This is a genomic window from Qingshengfaniella alkalisoli, from assembly GCF_007855645.1.
GTDB classification, from domain to species: Bacteria; Pseudomonadota; Alphaproteobacteria; order Rhodobacterales; family Rhodobacteraceae; genus Qingshengfaniella; species Qingshengfaniella alkalisoli.
On record NZ_CP042261.1, the window covers coordinates 772,142 to 792,763 of the forward strand.

At 59.2% G+C, this 20,622-nt stretch carries 14 protein-coding genes; 9 read left to right on the forward strand and 5 right to left on the reverse strand.

Features of this window, described 5'->3' with window-relative positions; all coding sequences use genetic code 11:
• The first annotated feature begins 8 nt into the window (after positions 1-8).
• The 4 genes from FPZ52_RS04000 (at position 9) to prfB (ending at position 6,179) form a co-directional block, all read left to right on the forward strand.
• Complete coding sequence (locus tag FPZ52_RS04000) at positions 9-1,163, forward strand: pyridoxal phosphate-dependent aminotransferase (protein ID WP_146363934.1); 1,155 nt, start codon at positions 9-11, stop codon at positions 1,161-1,163.
• A 110-nt stretch (positions 1,164-1,273) separates the two neighbouring features.
• Positions 1,274-2,335 (forward strand): N-acetylmuramoyl-L-alanine amidase family protein, encoded by a 1,062-nt coding sequence (locus FPZ52_RS04005; RefSeq protein WP_168201259.1) that lies wholly within the window; start codon positions 1,274-1,276, stop codon positions 2,333-2,335.
• Positions 2,336-2,427: 92 nt separating this feature from the next.
• Positions 2,428-4,959, forward strand: coding sequence for a penicillin-binding protein 1A (locus tag FPZ52_RS04010; RefSeq protein ID WP_146363938.1), 2,532 nt, complete (start codon positions 2,428-2,430; stop codon positions 4,957-4,959).
• 95 nt (positions 4,960-5,054) lie between these two features.
• The gene (prfB, locus tag FPZ52_RS04015; RefSeq protein ID WP_146363940.1) at positions 5,055-6,179 is read left to right on the forward strand and encodes a peptide chain release factor 2; all 1,125 of its coding nucleotides are present in this window, start codon (positions 5,055-5,057) and stop codon (positions 6,177-6,179) included.
• 16 nt (positions 6,180-6,195) lie between these two features.
• Here prfB and FPZ52_RS04020 read toward each other — a convergent pair whose 3' ends face one another.
• From FPZ52_RS04020 to FPZ52_RS04035, 4 genes are all read right to left on the reverse strand, one after another.
• Positions 6,196-6,942: a hypothetical protein gene (locus tag FPZ52_RS04020; protein ID WP_146363942.1), complete on the reverse strand. Its 747-nt coding sequence runs from the start codon at positions 6,940-6,942 to the stop codon at positions 6,196-6,198.
• 182 nt (positions 6,943-7,124) lie between these two features.
• A complete protein-coding gene (locus tag FPZ52_RS04025) occupies positions 7,125-7,616 on the reverse strand; it encodes a bactofilin family protein (protein WP_146363945.1) in 492 nt (163 codons plus the stop codon).
• Complete coding sequence (locus FPZ52_RS04030; protein ID WP_146363947.1) at positions 7,606-8,949, reverse strand: DUF5930 domain-containing protein; 1,344 nt, start codon at positions 8,947-8,949, stop codon at positions 7,606-7,608. Before FPZ52_RS04030 ends, FPZ52_RS04025 begins: the two co-directional genes overlap by 11 nt.
• A gap of 186 nt (positions 8,950-9,135) precedes the next feature.
• Positions 9,136-9,606 carry a peroxiredoxin gene (locus FPZ52_RS04035; protein WP_146363949.1) on the reverse strand — a complete coding sequence of 157 codons (471 nt, stop codon included), beginning with the start codon at positions 9,604-9,606 and terminating at the stop codon, positions 9,136-9,138.
• Between the two features lie 90 nt (positions 9,607-9,696).
• On the opposite strand from FPZ52_RS04035, the gene FPZ52_RS04040 reads away from it, so the two are divergent.
• The 5 genes from FPZ52_RS04040 to uvrA all read left to right on the forward strand — a co-directional run bounded on the left by FPZ52_RS04040 (position 9,697) and on the right by uvrA (position 19,096).
• Complete coding sequence (locus tag FPZ52_RS04040) at positions 9,697-12,972, forward strand: YhdP family protein (RefSeq protein WP_146363951.1); 3,276 nt, start codon at positions 9,697-9,699, stop codon at positions 12,970-12,972.
• Positions 12,973-12,975: 3 nt separating this feature from the next.
• A complete protein-coding gene (gene queA / locus FPZ52_RS04045; protein ID WP_146363953.1) occupies positions 12,976-14,031 on the forward strand; it encodes a tRNA preQ1(34) S-adenosylmethionine ribosyltransferase-isomerase QueA in 1,056 nt (351 codons plus the stop codon).
• 107 nt (positions 14,032-14,138) lie between these two features.
• Positions 14,139-15,392, forward strand: coding sequence for an MFS transporter (locus FPZ52_RS04050; protein ID WP_146363955.1), 1,254 nt, complete (start codon positions 14,139-14,141; stop codon positions 15,390-15,392).
• A gap of 101 nt (positions 15,393-15,493) precedes the next feature.
• Positions 15,494-16,075 (forward strand): DUF924 family protein, encoded by a 582-nt coding sequence (locus FPZ52_RS04055; protein WP_146363957.1) that lies wholly within the window; start codon positions 15,494-15,496, stop codon positions 16,073-16,075.
• 144 nt (positions 16,076-16,219) lie between these two features.
• Positions 16,220-19,096 carry an excinuclease ABC subunit UvrA gene (gene uvrA / locus FPZ52_RS04060; protein WP_146363959.1) on the forward strand — a complete coding sequence of 959 codons (2,877 nt, stop codon included), beginning with the start codon at positions 16,220-16,222 and terminating at the stop codon, positions 19,094-19,096.
• A 118-nt stretch (positions 19,097-19,214) separates the two neighbouring features.
• On the opposite strand, the gene glnA is transcribed toward uvrA, so the two are convergent.
• Positions 19,215-20,621 (reverse strand): type I glutamate--ammonia ligase, encoded by a 1,407-nt coding sequence (gene glnA / locus FPZ52_RS04065; RefSeq protein WP_146363961.1) that lies wholly within the window; start codon positions 20,619-20,621, stop codon positions 19,215-19,217.
• Position 20,622: the final 1 nt, after the last annotated feature.

Here is a 20,622-nt window from a genome sequence, read left to right on the forward strand (position 1 = left end):
AGAATTTCATGAAGACTTCAAGGCGCAGCGAGGTTGATCCCTTCATCGTGATGGATGTGATGGAAGCCGCCGCCAAAGCGGAAGCCGCCGGACGTCACATCATCCATATGGAGGTCGGCCAACCCGGCACGGCTGCGCCGCAAAAGGCGCGTCAGGCGTTGTCGGATGCCATGGACGCGGATGCGCTTGGCTACACGGTTGCGCTTGGTATTCCTGCGCTACGCGACGGAATCGCGGCGCTTCACCAGCGCTGGTATGGCGTGGATCTCGATCCCGCGCGGGTCGTTGTGACAGCAGGATCATCGGCGGCATTCACGCTGGCTTTCACGGCGCTGTTCGATGAGGGGGACAGTGTCGGGGTCACGGAGCCGGGATACCCGTCCTACCGCCAGATACTGAAGGCTTTAAGCCTTCGGTCGGTCGGTGTGCCGACCCATGAAGAACATGCCCACCGCTTGCGGCCCGAAGATATTCCCGAGGGTTTGAACGGAATGATGGTGGCCTCGCCTGCCAACCCGACAGGTGTGATGCTTGGCCGCGATGATCTGGCGGCGCTGATCGAGCGGTGTCAATCGCTTGGCACCAGCTTCATCTCGGACGAGATTTACCACGGTCTGCACTACGGCCCGCGGGCGGTGTCGGCGCTGGAAGTTTCGGATGATCTTTATGTCATCAATTCCTTCTCGAAATACTTCTCGATGACAGGCTGGCGTCTGGGCTGGATGGTTGTGCCGCCCGATCATGTCCGCACGATCGAGCGTTTGGCGCAAAACCTGTTCATATGTGCCCCCCATGCCGCGCAGGTGGCGGCTTTGGGCGCTTTGACGGCGATTGACGAACTGGAACAGAACCGCGAGGTCTATGCTGCCAATCGCCAGTTGTTGCTGGATGGACTGCCCAAGGTCGGGCTGACGAGTTTTGCACCGCCAGACGGGGCTTTCTACGTTTATGCCGATGTGTCGGACTGGACCGACGACAGCCGCGCATTTGCTGCAGAGATATTGGAACAGGCGGGTGTCGCCATCACACCGGGGCTGGATTTCGATCCGGTGCGCGGGCATCAGACGATCCGCTTCTCCTATGCGCGCAGCACCGCCGATATCCGTGAAGGGCTGACGCGGCTGCAAGGCTATCTGTCGCAGCGCGGCAAACCACAAGGATGAAGATAGCCATTTTTCAGACATTGGGGGCAATTTTGTTTGCCTCGGCAGTGTCTGCGCAGTCCATGCCGTCAGCGCTGACAAGGATCGTGCCGGAACGCACAGAAATCGGAATGAGTGAATCAGGCGATCCAGTCATCGGCATCGGCCTGTCGCGGCCCTTGCCTTGGCGCTTGGAAACATCCGCCACGCCGCCCACGCTGACTGTTGAGTTCAACTCGCTGTCGGGCGGGGATGTTGCCGATCAGATCACATTGGCCGAGCCGGTTGAGGCGGTGCGGCAACAGCAAGCTGATAACAAGACCCGCGTCACGTTTTGGCTGACCGCGCCAATGCGGGTCGCGCAGGCGGGGATGCAGGTAGACAATCCGGATCAGGCCGCGATCCTTTCTATACGGCTGGTTCCAGACCCAGACCCAGAGTCAGACGCGGTTGCGGGGCAGGGGATGGACGCCGTCACGAACCATTCCGGTGATGCGGCGCGACTTGTCGTGATGCTCGATCCCGGCCACGGGGGTGATGATAGGGGGGCGCAGTACGGCGGTATCGACGAGGCCGATCTCGTGCTGGATTTTACGCGGGCACTGCGTGACCGGCTGGCACGCGACACCGGCTTCGATGTACGGCTGACCCGTCAGGAGGACGGCTTTGTTTCGCTTTACGAACGCGTCAGCCAGGCGCGGGAGGCTGACGCGGACGTGTTCATCTCTATTCACGCGGATTCGGTCTTGCGCGGACAGGCCAGAGGGGCAAGCGTCTATACCCTACGACGTGATGGCGAAGATCCGCTGAACAGCTATCTGGACGGCACACGTCCGAGGGGCGATCTGATAACCCAGCTTGACCTGACGGGGCACACGGATGATGTCGCCACGGCATTGCTGGACTTGTCTCAGCGCACGACATCGCCGCGCAGCAAGACATTGGCGCATTCGCTGGTGGGGGCTATGGCAGATGAGGGCGTGGTACTTTACAAACATCCGGAAAAGCTGGCGAACTTTGTTGTGCTGCGCGCGCCTGATATCCCATCGGTTCTGGTGGAGCTGGGTTTTCTGTCAAACCCCGCTGACCGCGCACTGATCACGGACCCGGACTGGCAGCGACGGATGATCGACGCCCTGACCAAGGGGCTGTTGCTATGGTTGGACGGCTCGGACGATACCGTTATGCGGTAACGTTCCGTCTGTTTTCGCTTGAAGCGAATTGTGATTTTGACCCTTCATGGCAGCCCTTGTATAAGCGGGGCTCCACAACCCCAGAGGTTCCGTTGCTCCGTTTCATCCTTGGTTTTTTTGGTGCGATTTTCAGCTTCGTCACGATTGGCGCGGTACTGGCCGGACTTATCGTCGGTGCGATTTTCTGGATGTATGGCCGCGACCTGCCCGATCACGATCAGTTGTCGCAATATGCGCCGCCGACGATCAGCCGCGTATATTCGGCTGAAGGCGAGTTGATCGACGAGTTTGCGCAGGAGCGTCGCCTGTTCGTACCATCCTCGGAAATTCCGGACCTTGTGAAGCAGGCATTCATTTCCGCTGAGGACAAGAACTTCTATACCCATCACGGCTATGACACTCTCGGCATGGTCAAGGCCGCAATTGATATGGCGCAGGGGGGTGCGCTGCGCGGTGCGTCAACGATCACGCAGCAGGTGATGAAGAACTTCCTTCTATCCGGCGACCGTTCGGCAGAGAGGAAAATCAAGGAACTGATCCTCGCTGCGCGCTTGGAAGAAACGCTGTCCAAGGACCAGATTCTCGAACTCTATCTGAACGAGATTTATCTGGGGCAGAACAGTTATGGGGTAGCGGCGGCGGCGCAGACCTATTTCAACAAGAAGCTGTCCGATCTGGATGCGGAAGAGGCGGCTTATCTGGCAGCGCTGCCCAAGGCGCCCTCCACCTACCATCCGGTGCGCGAGATGGACCGCGCGGTTGCGCGTCGTAACTTCGTGCTGCGCGAGATGAACGAGAACGGCTATCTCGACGATGAAAGTTACGAAGTGGCCCGCGCAGCTCCGCTGAAAAGCGTTCAGAATGGCGACTATGACAGTTTCCGCCGCTCGGTGCCGCCGCGTGATTATTTCACCGACGAGATTCGCCGCCAGTTGTCGCAGGATTTCGGCGAGACGGAATTCTTCACTGGAGGCCTGAGCATCCGATCCACCTTTGATCCGGACTTGCAGGGGCGGGCGGCCGAGTCGTTGCGGCATGGTCTCGAACAATACGATCGCAGTCGTGGAATCTGGCGCGGAACGGGTGCAACGATCGCCACGGATACTCTGGGTGATGAAGGTCTGTGGCGTGCCGCGCTGGCTGAAACCGACGTGCCCCGAGATATCACGGGCTGGTATCCGGCCGTGGTGCTGTCCACCGAAGACTCGACCGCGCAATTGGGCATCGAAGGGTTGGATCGCGACGCCGAGACGCAATTCATCCCCGCCAATGATGTGACCTGGGCGCGCCGCGCCGGTCAGAACCGTGCACAGGTTCCGGCGGATCTTGTGTCCGCAGGCGATGTCGTTCTGGTGCGGCAAATGACGGATGATGCGGGCAACCCCACCCGCTGGTCTTTGCGCCAAGTACCGGAAGTGCAGGGTGCTTTCATGGCGATGGACGTCAATTCCGGTCGTGTGCTGGCGATGCAGGGCGGTTTTTCGTATCAGAGTTCCGTTTTCAATCGTGCGACACAGGCGACGCGGCAGCCAGGATCATCGTTCAAACCCTTCGTTTACGCGGCAGCGCTCGACAGCGGATACACACCAGCAACCATCGTGATCGACGCACCGATCGAGGTGAATATCGGCGGTACGATCTGGCGCCCCAAGAACTATTCGAACAAGTTTTACGGTCCCACACCGTTGCGGACGGGGATTGAGCGTTCGCGGAACCTGATGACAGTGCGGCTTGCACAGGCCGTCGGGATGGACACCGTGGCCGATTACGCCGAACGCTTTGGCGTCTATGACGATATGGGGCCGTATCTGGCAAATTCGCTGGGATCCGAGGAAACCACGCTTTGGCGCATGGTCGCGGCCTATTCGATGTTTGCCAATGGCGGTGAACGCGTGCAGCCGACGCTGGTCGACCGTGTTCAGGACCGCTGGGGTAAGACGATCTACCGACATGAGGCGCGCCGATGCACGGATTGTGAAAAGTTGAACCTGCCGCGCGGCGAAGCGCCGCACATCGACAGCGACCGTGAACAGGTGATGGATCCGATCACGGCATATCAGTTGACCTCCATGATGAAGGGCGTTGTGGATCGCGGCACCGCATCGGGCCGGGTCAATCTGCCGGTGCCCACAGCAGGCAAAACCGGCACGACCAATGACGAGAAAGACGTCTGGTTCGTTGGCTTCACCTCCAACATCGCGGCAGGGTGTTATATCGGCTACGACCAGCCGCGTCCGCTGGGGCGGGGTGCCGCTGGCGGTAGTATGTGCGGGCCCGTATTCAACGAGTTCATGAAGTATGCGGTCGAGATTTTCGGTGGTGGACCGTTCAAGGTTCCGCCGGGTGGGCATTTCATCAAGATCGACCGGATCAGTGGTGCGCGTCTGGCCGACAGCGCCACTGGCCCGAATGTGGTTGCGGAATATTTCCGCGATGGCGTAACGCCGGTCTTCGGGGCCGCCGCGATGGTCGATGGGGGCTTCGCCATGGGGTCGGAACTGCCGCTCTATTCGCGGTCCGAAGCGCTGCGCGCGGCGGAGGAGATCATCACCTCGACGGGTGAGCGCCGGTCCATTCCACGGAAAGCGACATTCGGTGCGATCAGTTCTGGAGGGCTCTACTAGCCCCGCCTGCTTGCACGCGACTTCAGCCGAAACTATACATCCGTCTCCGACCCATGCGGGTCGTCGAGTTTCCAGAATGCGAGGGTTGTCCCAAGATGCGCGCCGAAATTCAGAATGCCGTTGCCGAAGTCGAGAAATCTCTCGACCTGCTTGCCCAACGTCTGGATTGGGACACTGCCGAGCATCGGCTGGAAGAATTCAACGCCATGACGGAAGATCCCGATCTGTGGAACGATCCTGATCGCGCGCAGAAACTCATGCGTGACCGCCAGGCGCTGCTCGATTCGATGAACACCTACAAGGGGCTGAAACAGGACCTGAAGGACAATGTCGAACTGATCGAGTTGGGCGAGATGGAGGACGACAAGGACGTCATCGCCGATGCGGAAGGTGCGATCAAGGATTTGAAGGAACGTGCCGCCCAGAAGGAAATCGAGGCGCTTCTGGACGGAGAGGCGGACGCCAACGACACGTTCCTTGAAATCAATTCCGGGGCCGGCGGCACGGAATCCTGCGACTGGGCGTCGATGTTGGCGCGGATGTATGTTCGCTGGGCCGAAGCACATGGCTACAAGGTCGAGCTTCAGTCCGAAAGCGCGGGCGAAGAGGCGGGTATCAAATCCGCCGCCTACAAGATCTCCGGCCACAATGCCTATGGCTGGTTGAAATCGGAATCGGGTGTGCATCGTCTTGTGCGTATTTCTCCGTTCGATTCATCGGCACGGCGGCACACATCCTTCTGTTCTGTATGGGTCTATCCGGTGGTGGACGACAATATCGAGATCGAGGTCAACCCGGCCGATATCCGCGTTGATACATACCGGTCATCGGGCGCTGGCGGGCAGCACGTCAACACGACCGACTCGGCGGTACGGATTACGCACCACCCGACGGGGATCGTCGTGACCAGTTCAGAAAAATCGCAGCACCAGAACCGTGATATCGCCATGAAGGCATTGAAATCGCGGTTGTATCAGATGGAACTGGAAAAGCGCACGGCGTCAATTCAGGAAGCGCATGATAACAAGGGCGAAGCGGGTTGGGGCAACCAGATCCGGTCCTATGTCTTGCAGCCTTACCAGATGGTCAAAGACCTGCGTACCAATGTCGAAACCAGCGATACACAGGGCGTATTGGATGGTGACCTGGACAAGTTCATGGCAGCAACACTGGCCCTGCAGGTATCAGGCAAAAGTCGTAGCGAAGCGCAGACGGATTGAGGGGCCGACCGGGGCCTCAGAAACGCCGGGAATAGGCAATCACCGGACCGTCATAACTGATGTTTGTAATCAGCTCGTGGTCCCCCAGGTCCCATTCCATGTGCCGCCAGCCGAGCGTGAATTCGTTCTGCCCTGAGCGGTAGGACAGGCCCGCATAGGCTTGCCATGTCAGGTCTGAATCGCCGGCACCGACATCCGTAGCAAACGGCACCGACCAGCTTTCATTGATGGTGTAGCGGCCTCTGAAACCAACGGTCCCGTCCGTGAGATGATCATTTGTCTTGAACCGATAAGACTGGCCCGCCGCATCGACGGTCAGTTCGTTCTCGAAAATCGTGTAACGCAGGCCAGCCGTCCCATACAGGTTGAAGACAGGCGATGTCGCGATCCGGTAGCCAATGAACCCGTTGAAGAAGGTGGTCTTGGTGTCGAAATCGGCCAGAACATCAATCGAGGATGACTGGCTCGGCTCGCCCGACTGCACGGGATACGAACCTTCGCCGCTTTTGCCGACATTGGCATAAAAACCTTCGACCCCATAGATCCATTCACCGCGGGTCTGGACGACTTCACCCATCAGCCCGAATTTGAGGTTCTCCAGAACGGTTTTGCGGGAAGCGGTCGCCTTGACACCGTTGCTGAGTTCTTCGTTTACCTCCGTCGCCCAGACGTAAATCGTCGCTCGCGTGCTGGCCTCCTGGGACAGCGCTGGCGCAACGGGGCCGAAAATGAGAGGAAAGGCCAGGGGGATGAAGCGTTTCATGATCGCTCTCCTGCACAAAAGGGTAACCTCGCGGCAGTATCGCGCAAACTTTCTTCAAATGACATTGATAAATTGACGCTGGGGGCGCTGCGCGGCGCGGATGTAACTTGGAGGTTCCGCTGCGACCTGGAAACACAAAACCCGCCTCGAAGGGCGGGTTTCAGATCGGTATTCGTCCGATGTCAGGCTTGCTTTTCAATCGCAGGTTTCACCGGCTTCGCGTTGCCACCGTTCAGCGGATCTTCCTGACGCTGGACAGAACCTTCGAAATGTGCCCCGCTTTCGATTGCGATCGTTTTGTGAATGATGTCGCCTTCGACACGCGCGGTGGATGTCAGGCGAACCTTCAGGCCACGAACGCGACCGACAACGCGGCCATTCACGACAACATCGTCGGCAACGACTTCGCCCTTGACAGTGGCACCTTCGCCCACGGTCAACAGATGGGCGCGGATATCACCCTCTATCTGGCCTTCGACCTGTATGTCGCCGGTGGTCCGCAGATTCCCCTGAACCATCAGGTCCGAAGACAGCGTGGATGCGGGCGGCTTCGCCTTGGGCGCAGCCGGTTTCGGAGTTTCGTTCGTCGTCATTGCCTGCCTTGGTTCTTGCGGTTTCTTTTCTGCTTCGGCGTTCTTTGCGCCGGTTTCGGATACCCTGTTCTTAGAAAACATCTCGTGCAGCCTCGATATAGGTCAACGGATCCACGGCCTTCCCGTTTTCACGCACCTCATAGTGCAGGTGGGTGCCTGTCGATCTCCCGGAATTTCCCATAGCACCGATCTGGTCTCCACGCGAGACCCTTTGACCCTTCTTGACCTTGATTTGCGACATATGCGCGTATCGGGTTTCAATGCCGAAATCGTGTTTGATCTTGACGAGACGCCCGTAGCCCGAAGACCAGCCCGCATGAACCACGACGCCATCGGCCGTGGCGTGAATCGCTGTCCCATAGGGACCGGCGAAATCGGTGCCTTCATGCATCCGGCCGCCACCGCGGATCGGGTCGCGTCGATAGCCGAAGCCCGACGTGCGTCGTACAGATGTCAGGATCGGGTTCGCGAAAGGAAGTTTCTCGGCAGCAAGACGATACAGGTTCAGTGTATCCATATGACCGAGGATCGAATTGGCGCGAACGCTATCGGCATCGGGGGCCGTGCCCTTGGTCGATACCGCGATGGGTGTCAGCGGTCCGCCTTGGCCGTCATAGCGCTGGCGAAGCTGATCGATCAGCGTGTCGGAGGACAGACCCACCTTGTTGAACATCTCGTCCAGGGGTTCCATGGACACTTCGACAGCTTCTTCAAGCTGAGAGAAGATCCGGTCGGTCTTTTCTGCGGCAAGCTGGGCTTCGAGCTGCAGCTCTTCAATTTCGGTTTCCGCAGCCGTCGCCTGCGCAGTACGGACATCGCGCTGCTCGGATGTTTCTCTCAAGGCACCGGTCAGGAAATCCACTGTCGTTTCGGCTTCGGCAAGTTTCGCGCCGAGGGCGGCGCCATCGTCGCCACCATCGCCATACTGTTCGGACAACTCGGCCAAACGCTCCTGCACGCGGTCACGTTCGTTCAGTGCCTGACGTAGAATGCCGCGCAAGGCTTCGGTACCGCGATCAAGCTCGGTCACTTCCAGTTTGGTATCGAACAGATGTTCCTGCATCCGCGAAACATCTTCCAGCGCCCGGCTGAACTGGTCCTGTGCTTCACGCGCCGCATGTCGGTATTTGTCGCGGTCCTGTGCCAGTTCGTTCAGGCGCGTTTCATAAAAGGCCTGCTCGCGCGCGGCTTGCTCGCGCGCGCCGCCATTGCTGATCATGCCGAACACGGAAAACGACGTCGCCACAACGCACCAGCCCACAAGGGCCGTGCTGCCCACAAGCGCCAGAATCTGCTGTTTCGTTCCCAGCCGGATAAAACGCGTGCCGCTTTCGGTTTTGAGAAAGATCCGCTTTTCCGGAAATGCTCGGGTTAAAATGTTTCCTACGCCGTCGCCGGTCTGCTTGCCCGCCATTGCGCTCCCTATAGTTGCCCGCGGCTGTTTTGTTGCTTGCCACGTTTGATCCCCGCAGACGGGTTAACCAGCGTTTACTTTTGAAGCAAGCCTTACGCCGGTGGAGTGCCTTGAAGGGCGGCATTTGGGCGGTTTTTCGGCAGATTATCGCCGATATAATTCGGAGATGGAACGATTTGCCCGAGTTCAGCCCTTTCGGGCGGCGTGTATGGCGGCGATAACCTCTTCGATATGGCCCTTCAGTTTGACCTTGCGCCACTCGCGCAAAAGCATTCCGTCGCCGTCGATCAGGAAGGTCGAGCGCTCGATGCCCCAGAAGGTGCGCCCATACATCTGCTTCTCCGTCCAGACGCCATAGTTTTCGCAAACCTGCCCGTCTTCGTCTGACAGCAGCGCGATACCCAGCCCGTGCTTTTCCCGGAACTTCGCGTGTTTCTGTACGGTATCGCGTGATACACCGATGATCGTTGCGCCCGCGTCGCGGAACGCGGCGCGTTCTTCCGTAAAACCTATGGCCTGTTTCGTGCAGCCGCTGGTGTCGTCGCGCGGATAGAAATACAAGACCACAAGATTCGGGCGCAACTCGGACAGTGTGATATCCGGCCCGCCATCCTGCGGAAGGGTGAAGTCGGGGGCGAGTTGTCCGATCTCGGTCATGGCGGCCTCAAGTCTTGTGGTTTTCACTGGCGCGGGCCATGCGTTAGGAAAGCCCGGTTCGGGCCCCGTGATCCACCAGTTCGGCAGGAAATGGAAGAGACTAGGACAGAAAAGCCGCGCAACCGTCGCAAACTGAAATGGCTTTGCGGTATCGCCGCGCTGTTTCTGGCCTGTGGGGCAGGTGTGATTTGGGCGCTGCGGTCGGGGCCGTATGTTGTGCCTGACCGTATCGTGCGACCCTTGCAGCAGACGACCAACAGCTATCTTGCCGGCCGCGATCTTGAGATATCGGTGGGCGAGGTTGAAATCGACTTTCGCTCCGGCATCGCACCGGTGGTCGTTACTCAGGGATTGCGGCTGTCCACGCTGGAAGGCGATGAGGTTGCCGCGCTCGACCATCTGGAGGCTGTTTTTGCGACCGGTTCGCTTCTGTCTCTGCGACCTGTGCCGCAGGTGATCCGCGCGGCAGGCATCGAGTTGATGCTGGAGCGATTTGAAGACGGCACACTGTCCGTCGCGCTCGATGGTGGGATGGAACTGCAATCCGCACCCACGCCGGGCGAAATATTGGCGGGTTTTCGCGCCTATTTCGATTTGCCGGTTCTGAGCCGCTTGCGTGAAATCGATATAGCCGATCTGCGAATGCAGATGATCGACCACCAGTCCGATGAAACACTGAGCAGCGAACAAGGGTGGCTAAACTTGCGGCGCGATGGCGATGGTTTTGAAGCCTCCGCAAGTATAGGACGGATGAGCGCGGGCACTGGCACGAATGCCACGACTGCTGTTCTGCAGGCGGCTTTGTCCAGTCCGTCGCCGGATATGCCTGTTGCGCTTCAGTTCGATCTGCGGGGCATTACGCCGTCAAACATGCGCATGCTGGCAGGACGTTCCCCCCTTGGAGATGTGGTGTCTCGCATAGACGCGCCCTTATCCTTGCGTCTTGGGGGACAGATCGAGGCGGACGGCGACCTCAGTGCGATGGATGGGCGAATTTCCGTGGGCGAAGGCAGGTTGCAGTTGCCCGGCATGTCGGATCCGTTGCAAATGCTGGACGCAGGGGCGCAGGTGAGCGTTCAGAAGGGTGGCCGGCGGGTCGACGTGGACGATCTTCACATCACGGCCCAACGGATTGAATTGGATGGCCGCGCACATCTGTTTCTCGAAGACACCGGCGATATCGTGGCGCAACTGGCGTTATCCGACCTGGCACTCTCGGATATCGGTGTGTTTGACGAAGCACTGACCTTCGATCAAGTTAATGGCGATTTCCGTTATCGTCCCGGAAGCGACCGGCTGGAAATTGCAAGGCTTCGGCTGGATCGCCGGGGACACAGTACCGAATTGTCGGGATGGACCACCGCGCGCGCGGACGCTCAGGACGGTGGGCGTGCGATGTCGATCGACATCGCGAGCGAGACAGCCGACATCCAGACCACACTCGCGCTGTGGCCGACCAATATCGTACAGGGCACGCGACGCTGGTTGGCGGGCCATATTACCCAAGGTCTTGCAGAAAATTTCGCGCTGTCAATTCGGCGTAATGGAAATACGCGACCGGACATTGGCATGTCGCTGACGTTCAAGGGGGCCGCAGTGAGCCTGTTGGACGGCTTACCACCGATCAGCGATGCCAGCGGCCATGTCCAGATTGCGGATGGTGTTTTCGATTTGCAAGTGCGCAATGCTGTTGTGCCAACGGAGCAGGGGGGCGGGCTGGATGTTGCGCATGCCTCGATCCTCAAGAGGGACGTGTTTGACCGGAACGGGCCCCTGGAAATCAAGGTCGATAGTTCCGGACGGCTTGGTGCGGTGCTGTCCTATTTCCAGACCCCGTTTTTCACACGCGGCCAACCAGTCAACGAAGGTCCGCTGAATCCGGAAACGGCGGACGGTCATGTCAATGGCATGTTGGAGCTGACCATTCCAATGGGGCGGCAGATCACGGGGCGGGACGTCGGCTACAGCTTTTCAGGCACTCTGAGTAATTTTCGTAATGTGGGGCTCGTGGGGCCGCGAGAGCTTTCGGCCGACCAGCTGACCGTGAGCGCAGGTCCGGATGGGTTGCGTGTTGAAGGGGCGGCACGTCTCGCCGAGATTGCTTTCGATATGTCATTGAACCGTCCGATCGGTCCCGATTCCAATCCGGATGCGGGCACGCGGATCGAAGCGCGTGTTCCGTTGTCGCGTCGGTCACTGGCCGAGTTCGGCGTGCCCACCCAGATTTTCGGGATGCAGGGGCAGGCGAGCGGAGATTTGTCCGTCGCTGTCGCGCAGGGGCAGGGGCCGCGCTTCACGTTGCGGTCGAACCTGTCCGGAGTGTCCTTGTCCGTGCCGTCAGTGGCATGGACCAAACAGGCCGGATCATCGGGGCAGTTGGAGGTATCCGGACGGTTGGGACGTGACGCGGCGATTGATCGGTTGGCGCTGAAAGCGCCGGGTATCGATTTGGCTGGGCGCGTGGCGCTTGGCAAAAACGCGCAGTCGGTGCGCCGGCTGCAGTTGGATCATCTGCGCCGCGACAATTGGCTGGATGTGGCGCTGAATGTTGTTCCGCAAGGTGCCGGTCGTGCGCCACAGATTTCGGTGACGGGTGGAAGCCTTGATCTACGCAGGCTCTCGGGGGGCGTGCAAGGGGCTGGCGGGCAGGGCGGCGCGCCTGTCGATGTGGCGCTTGACCGCGCCATACTCAACGATCGGATTGCATTGACCGATCTTCGCGGACGCCTGACCGGGCCGCGTGGAAGTTTTACAGCGCGCGTCAATGGGCAAACGCCGGTGGATGTGCGGCTCGATGGTCCGCGCATCGCGCTGACCAGCAATGATGCAGGCGGTGTGTTCCGCTCGACCGGGCTGTTCGACATGGTACGGGGTGGGCAGCTTGATCTGACGCTACAGCGCGGGCAGGGCACCGGAATTTATGACGGGCAAATGCGGATCAGCGATACCGCGCTGAAGAACACGCCCGCCATGGCAGAGCTTGTTTCGGGACTCAGCGTGATCGGTGCGTTCGAACAGATGGCGGGAGAAGGCATCACATTTTCCGACGTGCGCGCGGCGTTTCGCTTGACGCCCTCGCGCTTTACCCTGAATAGCGCAAGCGCGGTCGGCCCGTCCCTGGGTCTGTCGCTGGACGGGCAGGTCGATCTGGCCGGTGGTGCGCTTGCGTTGCAGGGGGTGATCTCGCCCGTTTACTTCGTTAACCAGCTTGGCAGCTTCCTGACGCGGCGTGGCGAGGGGCTTCTGGGTATCACATTTCGACTGGACGGCACGATCACGCGGCCAAGATTGTCCTTCAACCCGCTGTCGATCCTGACGCCGGGCATGTTCCGGGAAATCTTTCGCCGCAATCCGCCGAGTGAGTAAAGCATGCATCTATCCGATTTCGATTTCGACCTTCCAGAAGACCTGATCGCGACACGCCCCGCGAAACCGCGCAGCTCTGCCCGGATGCTCGTTGCTCAGGGTGGCGGCATTCAAGACCGGATCGTGAACGAGTTGCCAGGCATCCTGCGGCCCGGTGACCGCTTGGTGCTGAACGATACGAAGGTGTTGCCTGCGCGTCTGTCGGGTGTGCGGCGAAGGGCCGGACCGGATGGTGAAGGCATCGCCAGGATCGAAGTTACACTCCTTGATCCGCAATCCGATGGGCGCTGGACAGCGCTGATCAAGCCCTTGCGCAAGTTGCGCGATGGCGAGGAGATCGAATTCAGCAACACCCTGCGCGCCGAGATGCTGTCGCGTGACGACCAAGGTGTGGCATTGCTGCGCCTGTCCGAAGATGGCGATGCGTTGGAAAAGGCGCTGGACGAAAGTGGCATGATGCCCCTGCCGCCCTATATCGCGTCCAAACGCGCCGCCGACGATCAGGACAAGCTCGACTACCAGACCGTATTTGCCAAGCGCACGGGCGCTGTGGCCGCACCAACCGCGTCGCTTCACTTCGACGAGCCACTTCTGGCCGCCTTGGCGGCGCGTGGCGTGGAATTTACCAATGTCACCCTTCATGTCGGCGCCGGTACTTTCCTGCCTGTGAAAGTGGACGATCCACGCCATCACAAGATGCACGCCGAATGGGGCGAGGTCAGCGCACAAGCCGCTGATGAAATCGCGCAGACCAAGGCGAATGGTGGGCGCGTGATCCCGGTGGGCACGACGGCGCTGCGGCTGATCGAAACGGCGGCACGCGACAGCGGGCAGGTAGAGCCGTGGTCCGCGCCTACCGATATTTTTATCTATCCCGGCTTTAACTTTCATGTTGCCGACGCGCTGATGACAAACTTCCACTTGCCGAAATCGACTCTGATGATGCTGGTTTCAGCATTCATGGGAACGGAACGAATTCGTGAGATCTACGCCCATGCCCTGCAGCAGAAATACCGGTTTTTTTCCTACGGTGACGCGTCCCTTTTGATCCCCGACTGACGGGGAAGTGACGCAGGGTTCTTCTCTGGGCGGTTTCTCATTCTTCCGTTCTTCATCTTGACGGGCTATGGCGGCTCTGAAGTCGCGAATCACGAGAAGACTCTTACATGCTGGAAGTCCTGTCCCGTTCCTGGGCGTTGTTGCTCGGGATGCTGTTGCTGATGATCGGCAATGGCGTGCAAGGCACGCTGCTTGGTATTCGCGGTGGGCTGGAAGGCTTTTCCACCTTCGAGATGTCGATTGTCATGTCGGCCTATTTCATGGGGTTTCTGGGCGGGTCGCGCCTGGCCCCTGAAATGATCCGGCGCGTCGGGCATGTGCGTGTGTTCGCGGCGCTAGGCTCGTTCATATCGGCCATTCTGATCCTTTACCCTTCGCTGACCGATCCGATAGCTTGGACCGTTCTGCGGTTTCTGATCGGCTTCTGCTTTTCTGGCGTCTACGTCACCGCAGAAAGCTGGCTGAACAATTCCGCAACGAACGAGACGCGCGGGCAGGCGTTGTCACTTTACATGATCGTGCAGATGGCTGGCATCGTGTCGGCGCAGTACCTGCTGCAGATCGGCGACCCGTCCGGGTTCATCCTGTTCATTGTACCTTCTGTTCTGGTTTCGGTGTCCTTTGCGCCAATCCTGCTGTCGATCACGCCCACCCCGACGTTCGAGACAGCCAAGCCCATGGGCTTTCGCGAGATTTTCCGGCTTTCCCCGTTGGGCTGCGTGGGGATGTTCTTTTTGGGCGGCGTGGTTTCGGCCCTGTTTGGCATGACATCTGTTTATGGCACCCAGGTCGGCTTGTCCGTTCGCGAGATATCGACGCTGGTCGCGGCGATTTACACAGGTGGGCTGCTGTTCCAGTTCCCCATCGGTTGGTTGTCCGACCGGATGGATCGCCGCCAGCTGATCCTGAGTGCCGGCGCAGTCGGTGCGGTCGCGGGCGCTGCGGCGATTGCAAGTAGCAGCTACGCCGCGATTTTGGGAGCGTCCTTCGTAATAGGCGGGATGGCAAACCCGCTTTATGCGCTTCTTATCGCCTATACCAATGATTATTTGCAGGTTGAGGATATGGCCTCGGCTTCCGGTCGGTTGCTGTTCATCAACGGGATCGGCGCGATTGCGGGCCCGATTGTCACCGGTGTCCTGATGACGGTTCTGGGGTCATGGGCGTTCTTCGGCTTCATCGCGGTGCTCATGACCGTCCTGTCGTTATATGCCGCCTATCGGATGACGCAGCGACCAGCGCCATCAGTGAGCGAAACCGCCAGCTATGCGCCGGTTGCGCCGACCTCTACAGCGGTCGCCGTGGAGGCCGCCCAAGACTATTACGCGGAAGCCACGGGCGATGAAGACACAACATCGTAACAACAGTAACAAAAAGTTCGGTTTTACAGACTTGTCGGAACTAACGCGATTTGTGACAGTTTCCAGACATGGTTGGGGGACCTGTAAGGAAGGAAAGGCCCATGAGTAACGCTGAAGAGTTGTTGGCCTTCTGGCTGGAAGATGTCGGTCCCCGTGGTTGGTACATCCGGAATGACGACGTAGACCGGAAAATCACGGAACGATACGGCGCACTTTGGCTGGAGGCGCAGGAAGAGGATCATCTAGGCTGGACGTCGACGCCGCGCGCCACACTTGCATTGCTGATCCTGCTCGATCAGTTCCCGCGCAACATGTTTCGTGGTGACGGAAAATCCTACGCGACGGACAAGCTGGCCCGATGTGTTGCCAAGAAGGCAATCGAGAAAGGCTGGGACAAGCGTATTGATGGACCCGAGCGCCAGTTTTTCTATCTGCCACTGATGCACTCGGAATGTCTGACGGATCAGGACCGTTGTGTGCGCCTGATGAGGGAGCGTATGGGAGTGGAAGGGCAGTCGAATATACTGCACGCCCGTGCCCATCGTGAAGTTGTTCGCCGTTTCGGACGCTTCCCGCATCGCAATGTCGAACTGGGTCGTAACAACACACCGGCGGAAACGGCGTTCTTGTCCGCTGGTGGATATGCGGCGCTGGTAAACGACATGGAAAAACAGGCCGCCTGATCGGTGCAGCCCGTGCGCCTGTAAAGCTGAGAGCTGCGGCAGTTAAGATGGTGGGTGCATAAGTTCACCATTTGTTCACCTTTTTCGATTGGAGACTCATCTTACCTTCGATAGATTGCCCGTGACCCTGTCGGAGGTGACCAGATGGCCGAATTGAAGAAAATCGAGGTGCGCGGCGCGCGCGAGCACAATCTGAAAAACATTGACGTGGATATTCCGCGTGATGAACTGGTCGTGATCACCGGGCTGTCGGGGTCGGGCAAGTCCTCTCTCGCATTTGATACGATCTACGCCGAAGGGCAGCGGCGCTATGTCGAAAGCCTGTCGGCTTATGCGCGGCAGTTCCTCGACATGATGGAAAAGCCCGATGTGGACCACATATCGGGGCTGTCGCCTGCCATTTCCATCGAACAGAAAACGACATCCAAGAACCCGCGATCCACGGTCGGTACGGTCACCGAAATCTACGATTACCTGCGGCTGTTGTTTGCGCGTGCGGGCACGCCTTATAGTCCCGCCACTGGCCTGCCCATTGAAGCGCAGCAGGTACAGGACATGGTCGACCGGATCATGGAGATGGAGGAAGGCACGCGCGGCTACTTGCTTGCGCCCATCGTCCGTGACCGCAAGGGCGAGTATCGCAAGGAAATGCTGGAACTTCGCAAGCAGGGCTTCCAGCGGGTCAAGGTGGATGGCGACTTCCATGAACTCGACGAGCCCCCGAAGCTGGACAAGAAGTTCCGCCATGATATCGACGTTGTGGTTGACCGGATCGTCGTGCGCGAGGGGCTGGAAACCCGCTTGGCCGACAGCTTGCGGACCGCGCTGGATCTGGCCGATGGGATTGCTCTGTTTGAATCTGCGCCTCGGCCTGACGATGAAGGTAACACGCCGGAGCCGGAACGCACGACCTTCAGCGAAAACTTCGCCTGCCCGGTGTCTGGCTTTACCATTCCCGAAATCGAGCCTCGCCTGTTCTCCTTCAACGCGCCCGTGGGTGCTTGCCCAGATTGTGACGGGCTGGGCGTGGAATTGTTCTTCGATGAACGTCTTGTCGTGCCGGACCAGCAGTTGACGCTGTATGACGGCGCGCTGGCTCCGTGGCGGAAGGGCAAATCGCCCTATTTCCTGCAAACGATCGAGGCGCTCGCACGGCATTACGAATTTGACAAGAACACCAAGTGGAAGGACCTGCCCGCGCATGTGCAGCAGGTGTTCCTGCATGGGTCGGGCGATGAGGAAATCCAGTTCCGCTATGACGAGGGCGGGCGCGTCTATCAGGTCACGCGCGTGTTCGAAGGCATCATCCCGAACATGGAACGCCGCTACCGCGAAACGGACAGCAACTGGGTCCGCGAGGAGTTCGAGCGTTACCAGAACAACCGCTCTTGCCACACCTGCGGCGGCTACCGCCTGCGGCCGGAGGCACTGGCCGTCAAGATTGCCGGGCTGCATGTGGGCGAGGTGGTCGAGAAGTCGATCAAGGAGGCCTATGCGTGGTGCGAAACCGTTCCGGACAGTTTGAGCGTCCAGAAAAACGAAATTGCCCGCGCGATCCTGAAGGAGATCCGCGAGCGGCTGGGCTTTCTGAATAATGTCGGGCTGGATTACCTGACGCTGTCGCGCAATTCTGGGACGCTGTCAGGGGGCGAAAGCCAGCGTATCCGGCTGGCCAGCCAGATCGGGTCAGGGCTGACGGGGGTTCTCTACGTGCTCGACGAGCCGTCCATCGGCTTGCACCAGCGCGACAATGACCGGCTGCTCGGCACGCTGAAAAACCTGCGCGATCAGGGCAACACCGTGATCGTCGTTGAGCATGATGAAGAAGCTATCCGCGAGGCCGATTATGTGCTCGATATCGGCCCCGGTGCCGGTGTGCATGGCGGCAGCATCATCGCTGCGGGAACGCCTGCGGACATCATGGCCACACCGGACAGTGTGACGGGCGACTATCTGGCCGGACGGCGCGAAATCGCCGTTCCGCCAGAGCGCCGCCTCGGCAACGGGAAATCGGTCAAAGTTGTCAAGGCCACGGGCAACAACCTGAAAGAGGTCAATGCCGAGTTCCCGCTTGGCAAGTTTGTTTGCGTCACGGGAGTCTCCGGCGGCGGTAAGTCCACCTTGACCATTGAGACATTGTTCAAGACGGCTTCGATGAAGCTGAACGGTGCGCGGCAAACTCCGGCACCGTGTGAAACGATCAAGGGGCTGGAATATCTCGACAAGGTGATCGACATCGACCAGCGGCCCATCGGGCGCACCCCTCGATCCAACCCCGCGACCTATACCGGTGCCTTCACGCCCATCCGCGATTGGTTCGCGGGGTTGCCGGAAGCCAAAGCGCGCGGCTACAAGCCGGGGCGGTTCAGCTTCAACGTGAAGGGCGGCCGGTGCGAGGCATGCCAGGGCGATGGTGTCATCAAGATCGAAATGCACTTCCTGCCGGACGTGTATGTGGAATGTGAAACCTGCCATGGTGCGCGCTACAACCGCGAAACGCTGGAGATCAGGTTCAAGGGTAAATCCATCGCAGATGTGCTCGATATGACCGTCGAGGACGCGCAGGAGTTCTTCAAGGCGGTGCCGAGCATCCGTGAGAAGATGGATGCGCTGATGCGGGTGGGGCTTGGCTATATCAAGGTCGGCCAGCAGGCGACGACGCTGTCTGGCGGCGAAGCCCAACGGGTCAAGCTGTCGAAGGAGTTGTCAAAACGGTCGACCGGCCGGACATTGTATATCCTTGATGAACCGACGACGGGCCTGCATTTCGAAGACGTCAAGAAACTACTCGAAGTGCTCCACGAGCTGGTGGAGCAAGGCAATACGGTTGTCGTGATCGAGCACAATCTGGATGTGATCAAGACGGCGGACTGGATTATCGATATCGGTCCCGAAGGTGGGGATGGCGGCGGTCGTATCGTCGCGACCGGCGTGCCGGAAGACGTTGCCGAGGCGAAAGAGAGCCATACCGGGCACTATCTGAAAACGATGCTCAAGCCGCGCAAAGTCGCCGCGGAATAGATCTCTGGTCGGGGTTGACGAACCCGATCCGCAGCGTGGGGCATGTCAATATTGTGAAGGCTCTCAACAGAAAGGGCGCCCCGATGGGACGCCCTTTTGGAGGTAACTCTGGACTGCCCTAGCAGCTGTAGTACATTTTGAACTCAACCGGGTGCGGTGTGTGCTCATAGGCGTACACTTCTTCCCATTTGAGTTCGGCATAGCCTTCGATCTGGTCCTTGGTGAATACGTCGCCTGCCAGAAGGAATTCGTGATCGGCTTCCAGTTCTTCCAGCGCTTCGCGCAAGGATGCGCAGACAGTCGGGATGCCGGCCAGTTCTTCCGGCGGAAGATCGTACAGGTCCTTGTCGGATGCTTCGCCCGGATCGATCTTGTTCTTGATCCCGTCGAGGCCGGCCATCAGCAGGGCCGAGAAGCACAGATACGGGTTCGCAGACGGATCGGGGAAGCGGGCTTCGACACGCTTGGCTTTCGGGGACTCGGCCCATGGAATACGGACACAGCCCGAACGGTTGCGTGCAGAATAGGCGCGCAGAACAGGAGCTTCGAAGCCCGGGATCAGACGCTTGTAGCTGTTGGTCGACGGGTTGGTGAAGGCGTTCAGCGCTTTCGCATGCTTCAGGATGCCGCCGATGAACCACAGGGCTTCGTCGGACAGATCGGCGTATTTATCGCCGGCAAAGAGCGGCTTGCCGTCTTTCCAGATCGACATGTTGACGTGCATGCCGGTGCCGTTGTCGCCTGCGATCGGTTTCGGCATGAAAGTTGCCGACTTGCCGTAGGCCTGTGCCACGTTGTGGATGACGTACTTGTATTTCTGCAGCTCGTCGGCCTGCTTGGTCAGCGGGCCGAAGATCAGCCCAAGCTCGTGCTGGCACGAGGCCACTTCGTGGTGGTGCTTGTCGACCTTCATACCCAGACGCTTCATCGTTGACAGCATCTCGGACCGGATGTCTTGACCGTCATCGATCGGGTTCACGGGGAAGTAGCCCCCCTTGATGCCCGGACGGTGGCCGGTGTTGCCCATCTCGTACTCGGTGTCGGAGTTCCAGGCGCCGTCAAGCGCGTCCACCTGGTAGGACACCTTGTTCATCTCGACCGAGAAACGCACATCGTCGAACAGGAAGAATTCCGCTTCCGGACCGAAGAAGGCCTGATCGCCGATACCGCTGGACTTCAGATAGGCCTCGGCTTTTTCGGCAGTGCCGCGCGGGTCGCGATCATAGGGTTCATCCGTGTCAGGTTCCACAACGGTGTTGTGCAGGCAGAGCGTCTTCTCTGCATAGAACGGGTCGATATAGGCGCTTTCGGTGTCCGGCAAAAGTTTCATGTCGGACTGGTCGATCGACTTCCAGCCAGCGATGGACGACCCATCGAACATGAATCCTTCTTCAAGGAAATCTTCGTCCACCTGATCGGCCATGACCGTGACGTGTTGCAGCTTGCCGCGCGGATCGGTGAAACGGATATCTACGTACTCGATATCCTCGTCCTTGATGGTCTTAAGAACAGCTTCTTTGCTCATT

Bases quoted from the DNA above. Each gene is read 5' to 3' on its own strand.
- FPZ52_RS04000 (WP_146363934.1), top strand. From the start codon at position 9: ATGAAGACTTCAAGGCGCAGCGAGGTTGATCCCTTCATCGTGATGGAT.
- FPZ52_RS04005 (WP_168201259.1), top strand. From the start codon at position 1,274: ATGAGTGAATCAGGCGATCCAGTCATCGGCATCGGCCTGTCGCGGCCC.
- prfB (WP_146363940.1), top strand. From the start codon at position 5,055: ATGCGCGCCGAAATTCAGAATGCCGTTGCCGAAGTCGAGAAATCTCTC.
- FPZ52_RS04020 (WP_146363942.1), bottom strand. From the start codon at position 6,942: ATGAAACGCTTCATCCCCCTGGCCTTTCCTCTCATTTTCGGCCCCGTT.
- FPZ52_RS04025 (WP_146363945.1), bottom strand. From the start codon at position 7,616: ATGTTTTCTAAGAACAGGGTATCCGAAACCGGCGCAAAGAACGCCGAA.
- FPZ52_RS04030 (WP_146363947.1), bottom strand. From the start codon at position 8,949: ATGGCGGGCAAGCAGACCGGCGACGGCGTAGGAAACATTTTAACCCGA.
- FPZ52_RS04035 (WP_146363949.1), bottom strand. From the start codon at position 9,606: ATGACCGAGATCGGACAACTCGCCCCCGACTTCACCCTTCCGCAGGAT.
- FPZ52_RS04040 (WP_146363951.1), top strand. From the start codon at position 9,697: ATGGAAGAGACTAGGACAGAAAAGCCGCGCAACCGTCGCAAACTGAAA.
- queA (WP_146363953.1), top strand. From the start codon at position 12,976: ATGCATCTATCCGATTTCGATTTCGACCTTCCAGAAGACCTGATCGCG.
- FPZ52_RS04050 (WP_146363955.1), top strand. From the start codon at position 14,139: ATGCTGGAAGTCCTGTCCCGTTCCTGGGCGTTGTTGCTCGGGATGCTG.
- FPZ52_RS04055 (WP_146363957.1), top strand. From the start codon at position 15,494: ATGAGTAACGCTGAAGAGTTGTTGGCCTTCTGGCTGGAAGATGTCGGT.
- uvrA (WP_146363959.1), top strand. From the start codon at position 16,220: ATGGCCGAATTGAAGAAAATCGAGGTGCGCGGCGCGCGCGAGCACAAT.
- glnA (WP_146363961.1), bottom strand. From the start codon at position 20,621: ATGAGCAAAGAAGCTGTTCTTAAGACCATCAAGGACGAGGATATCGAG.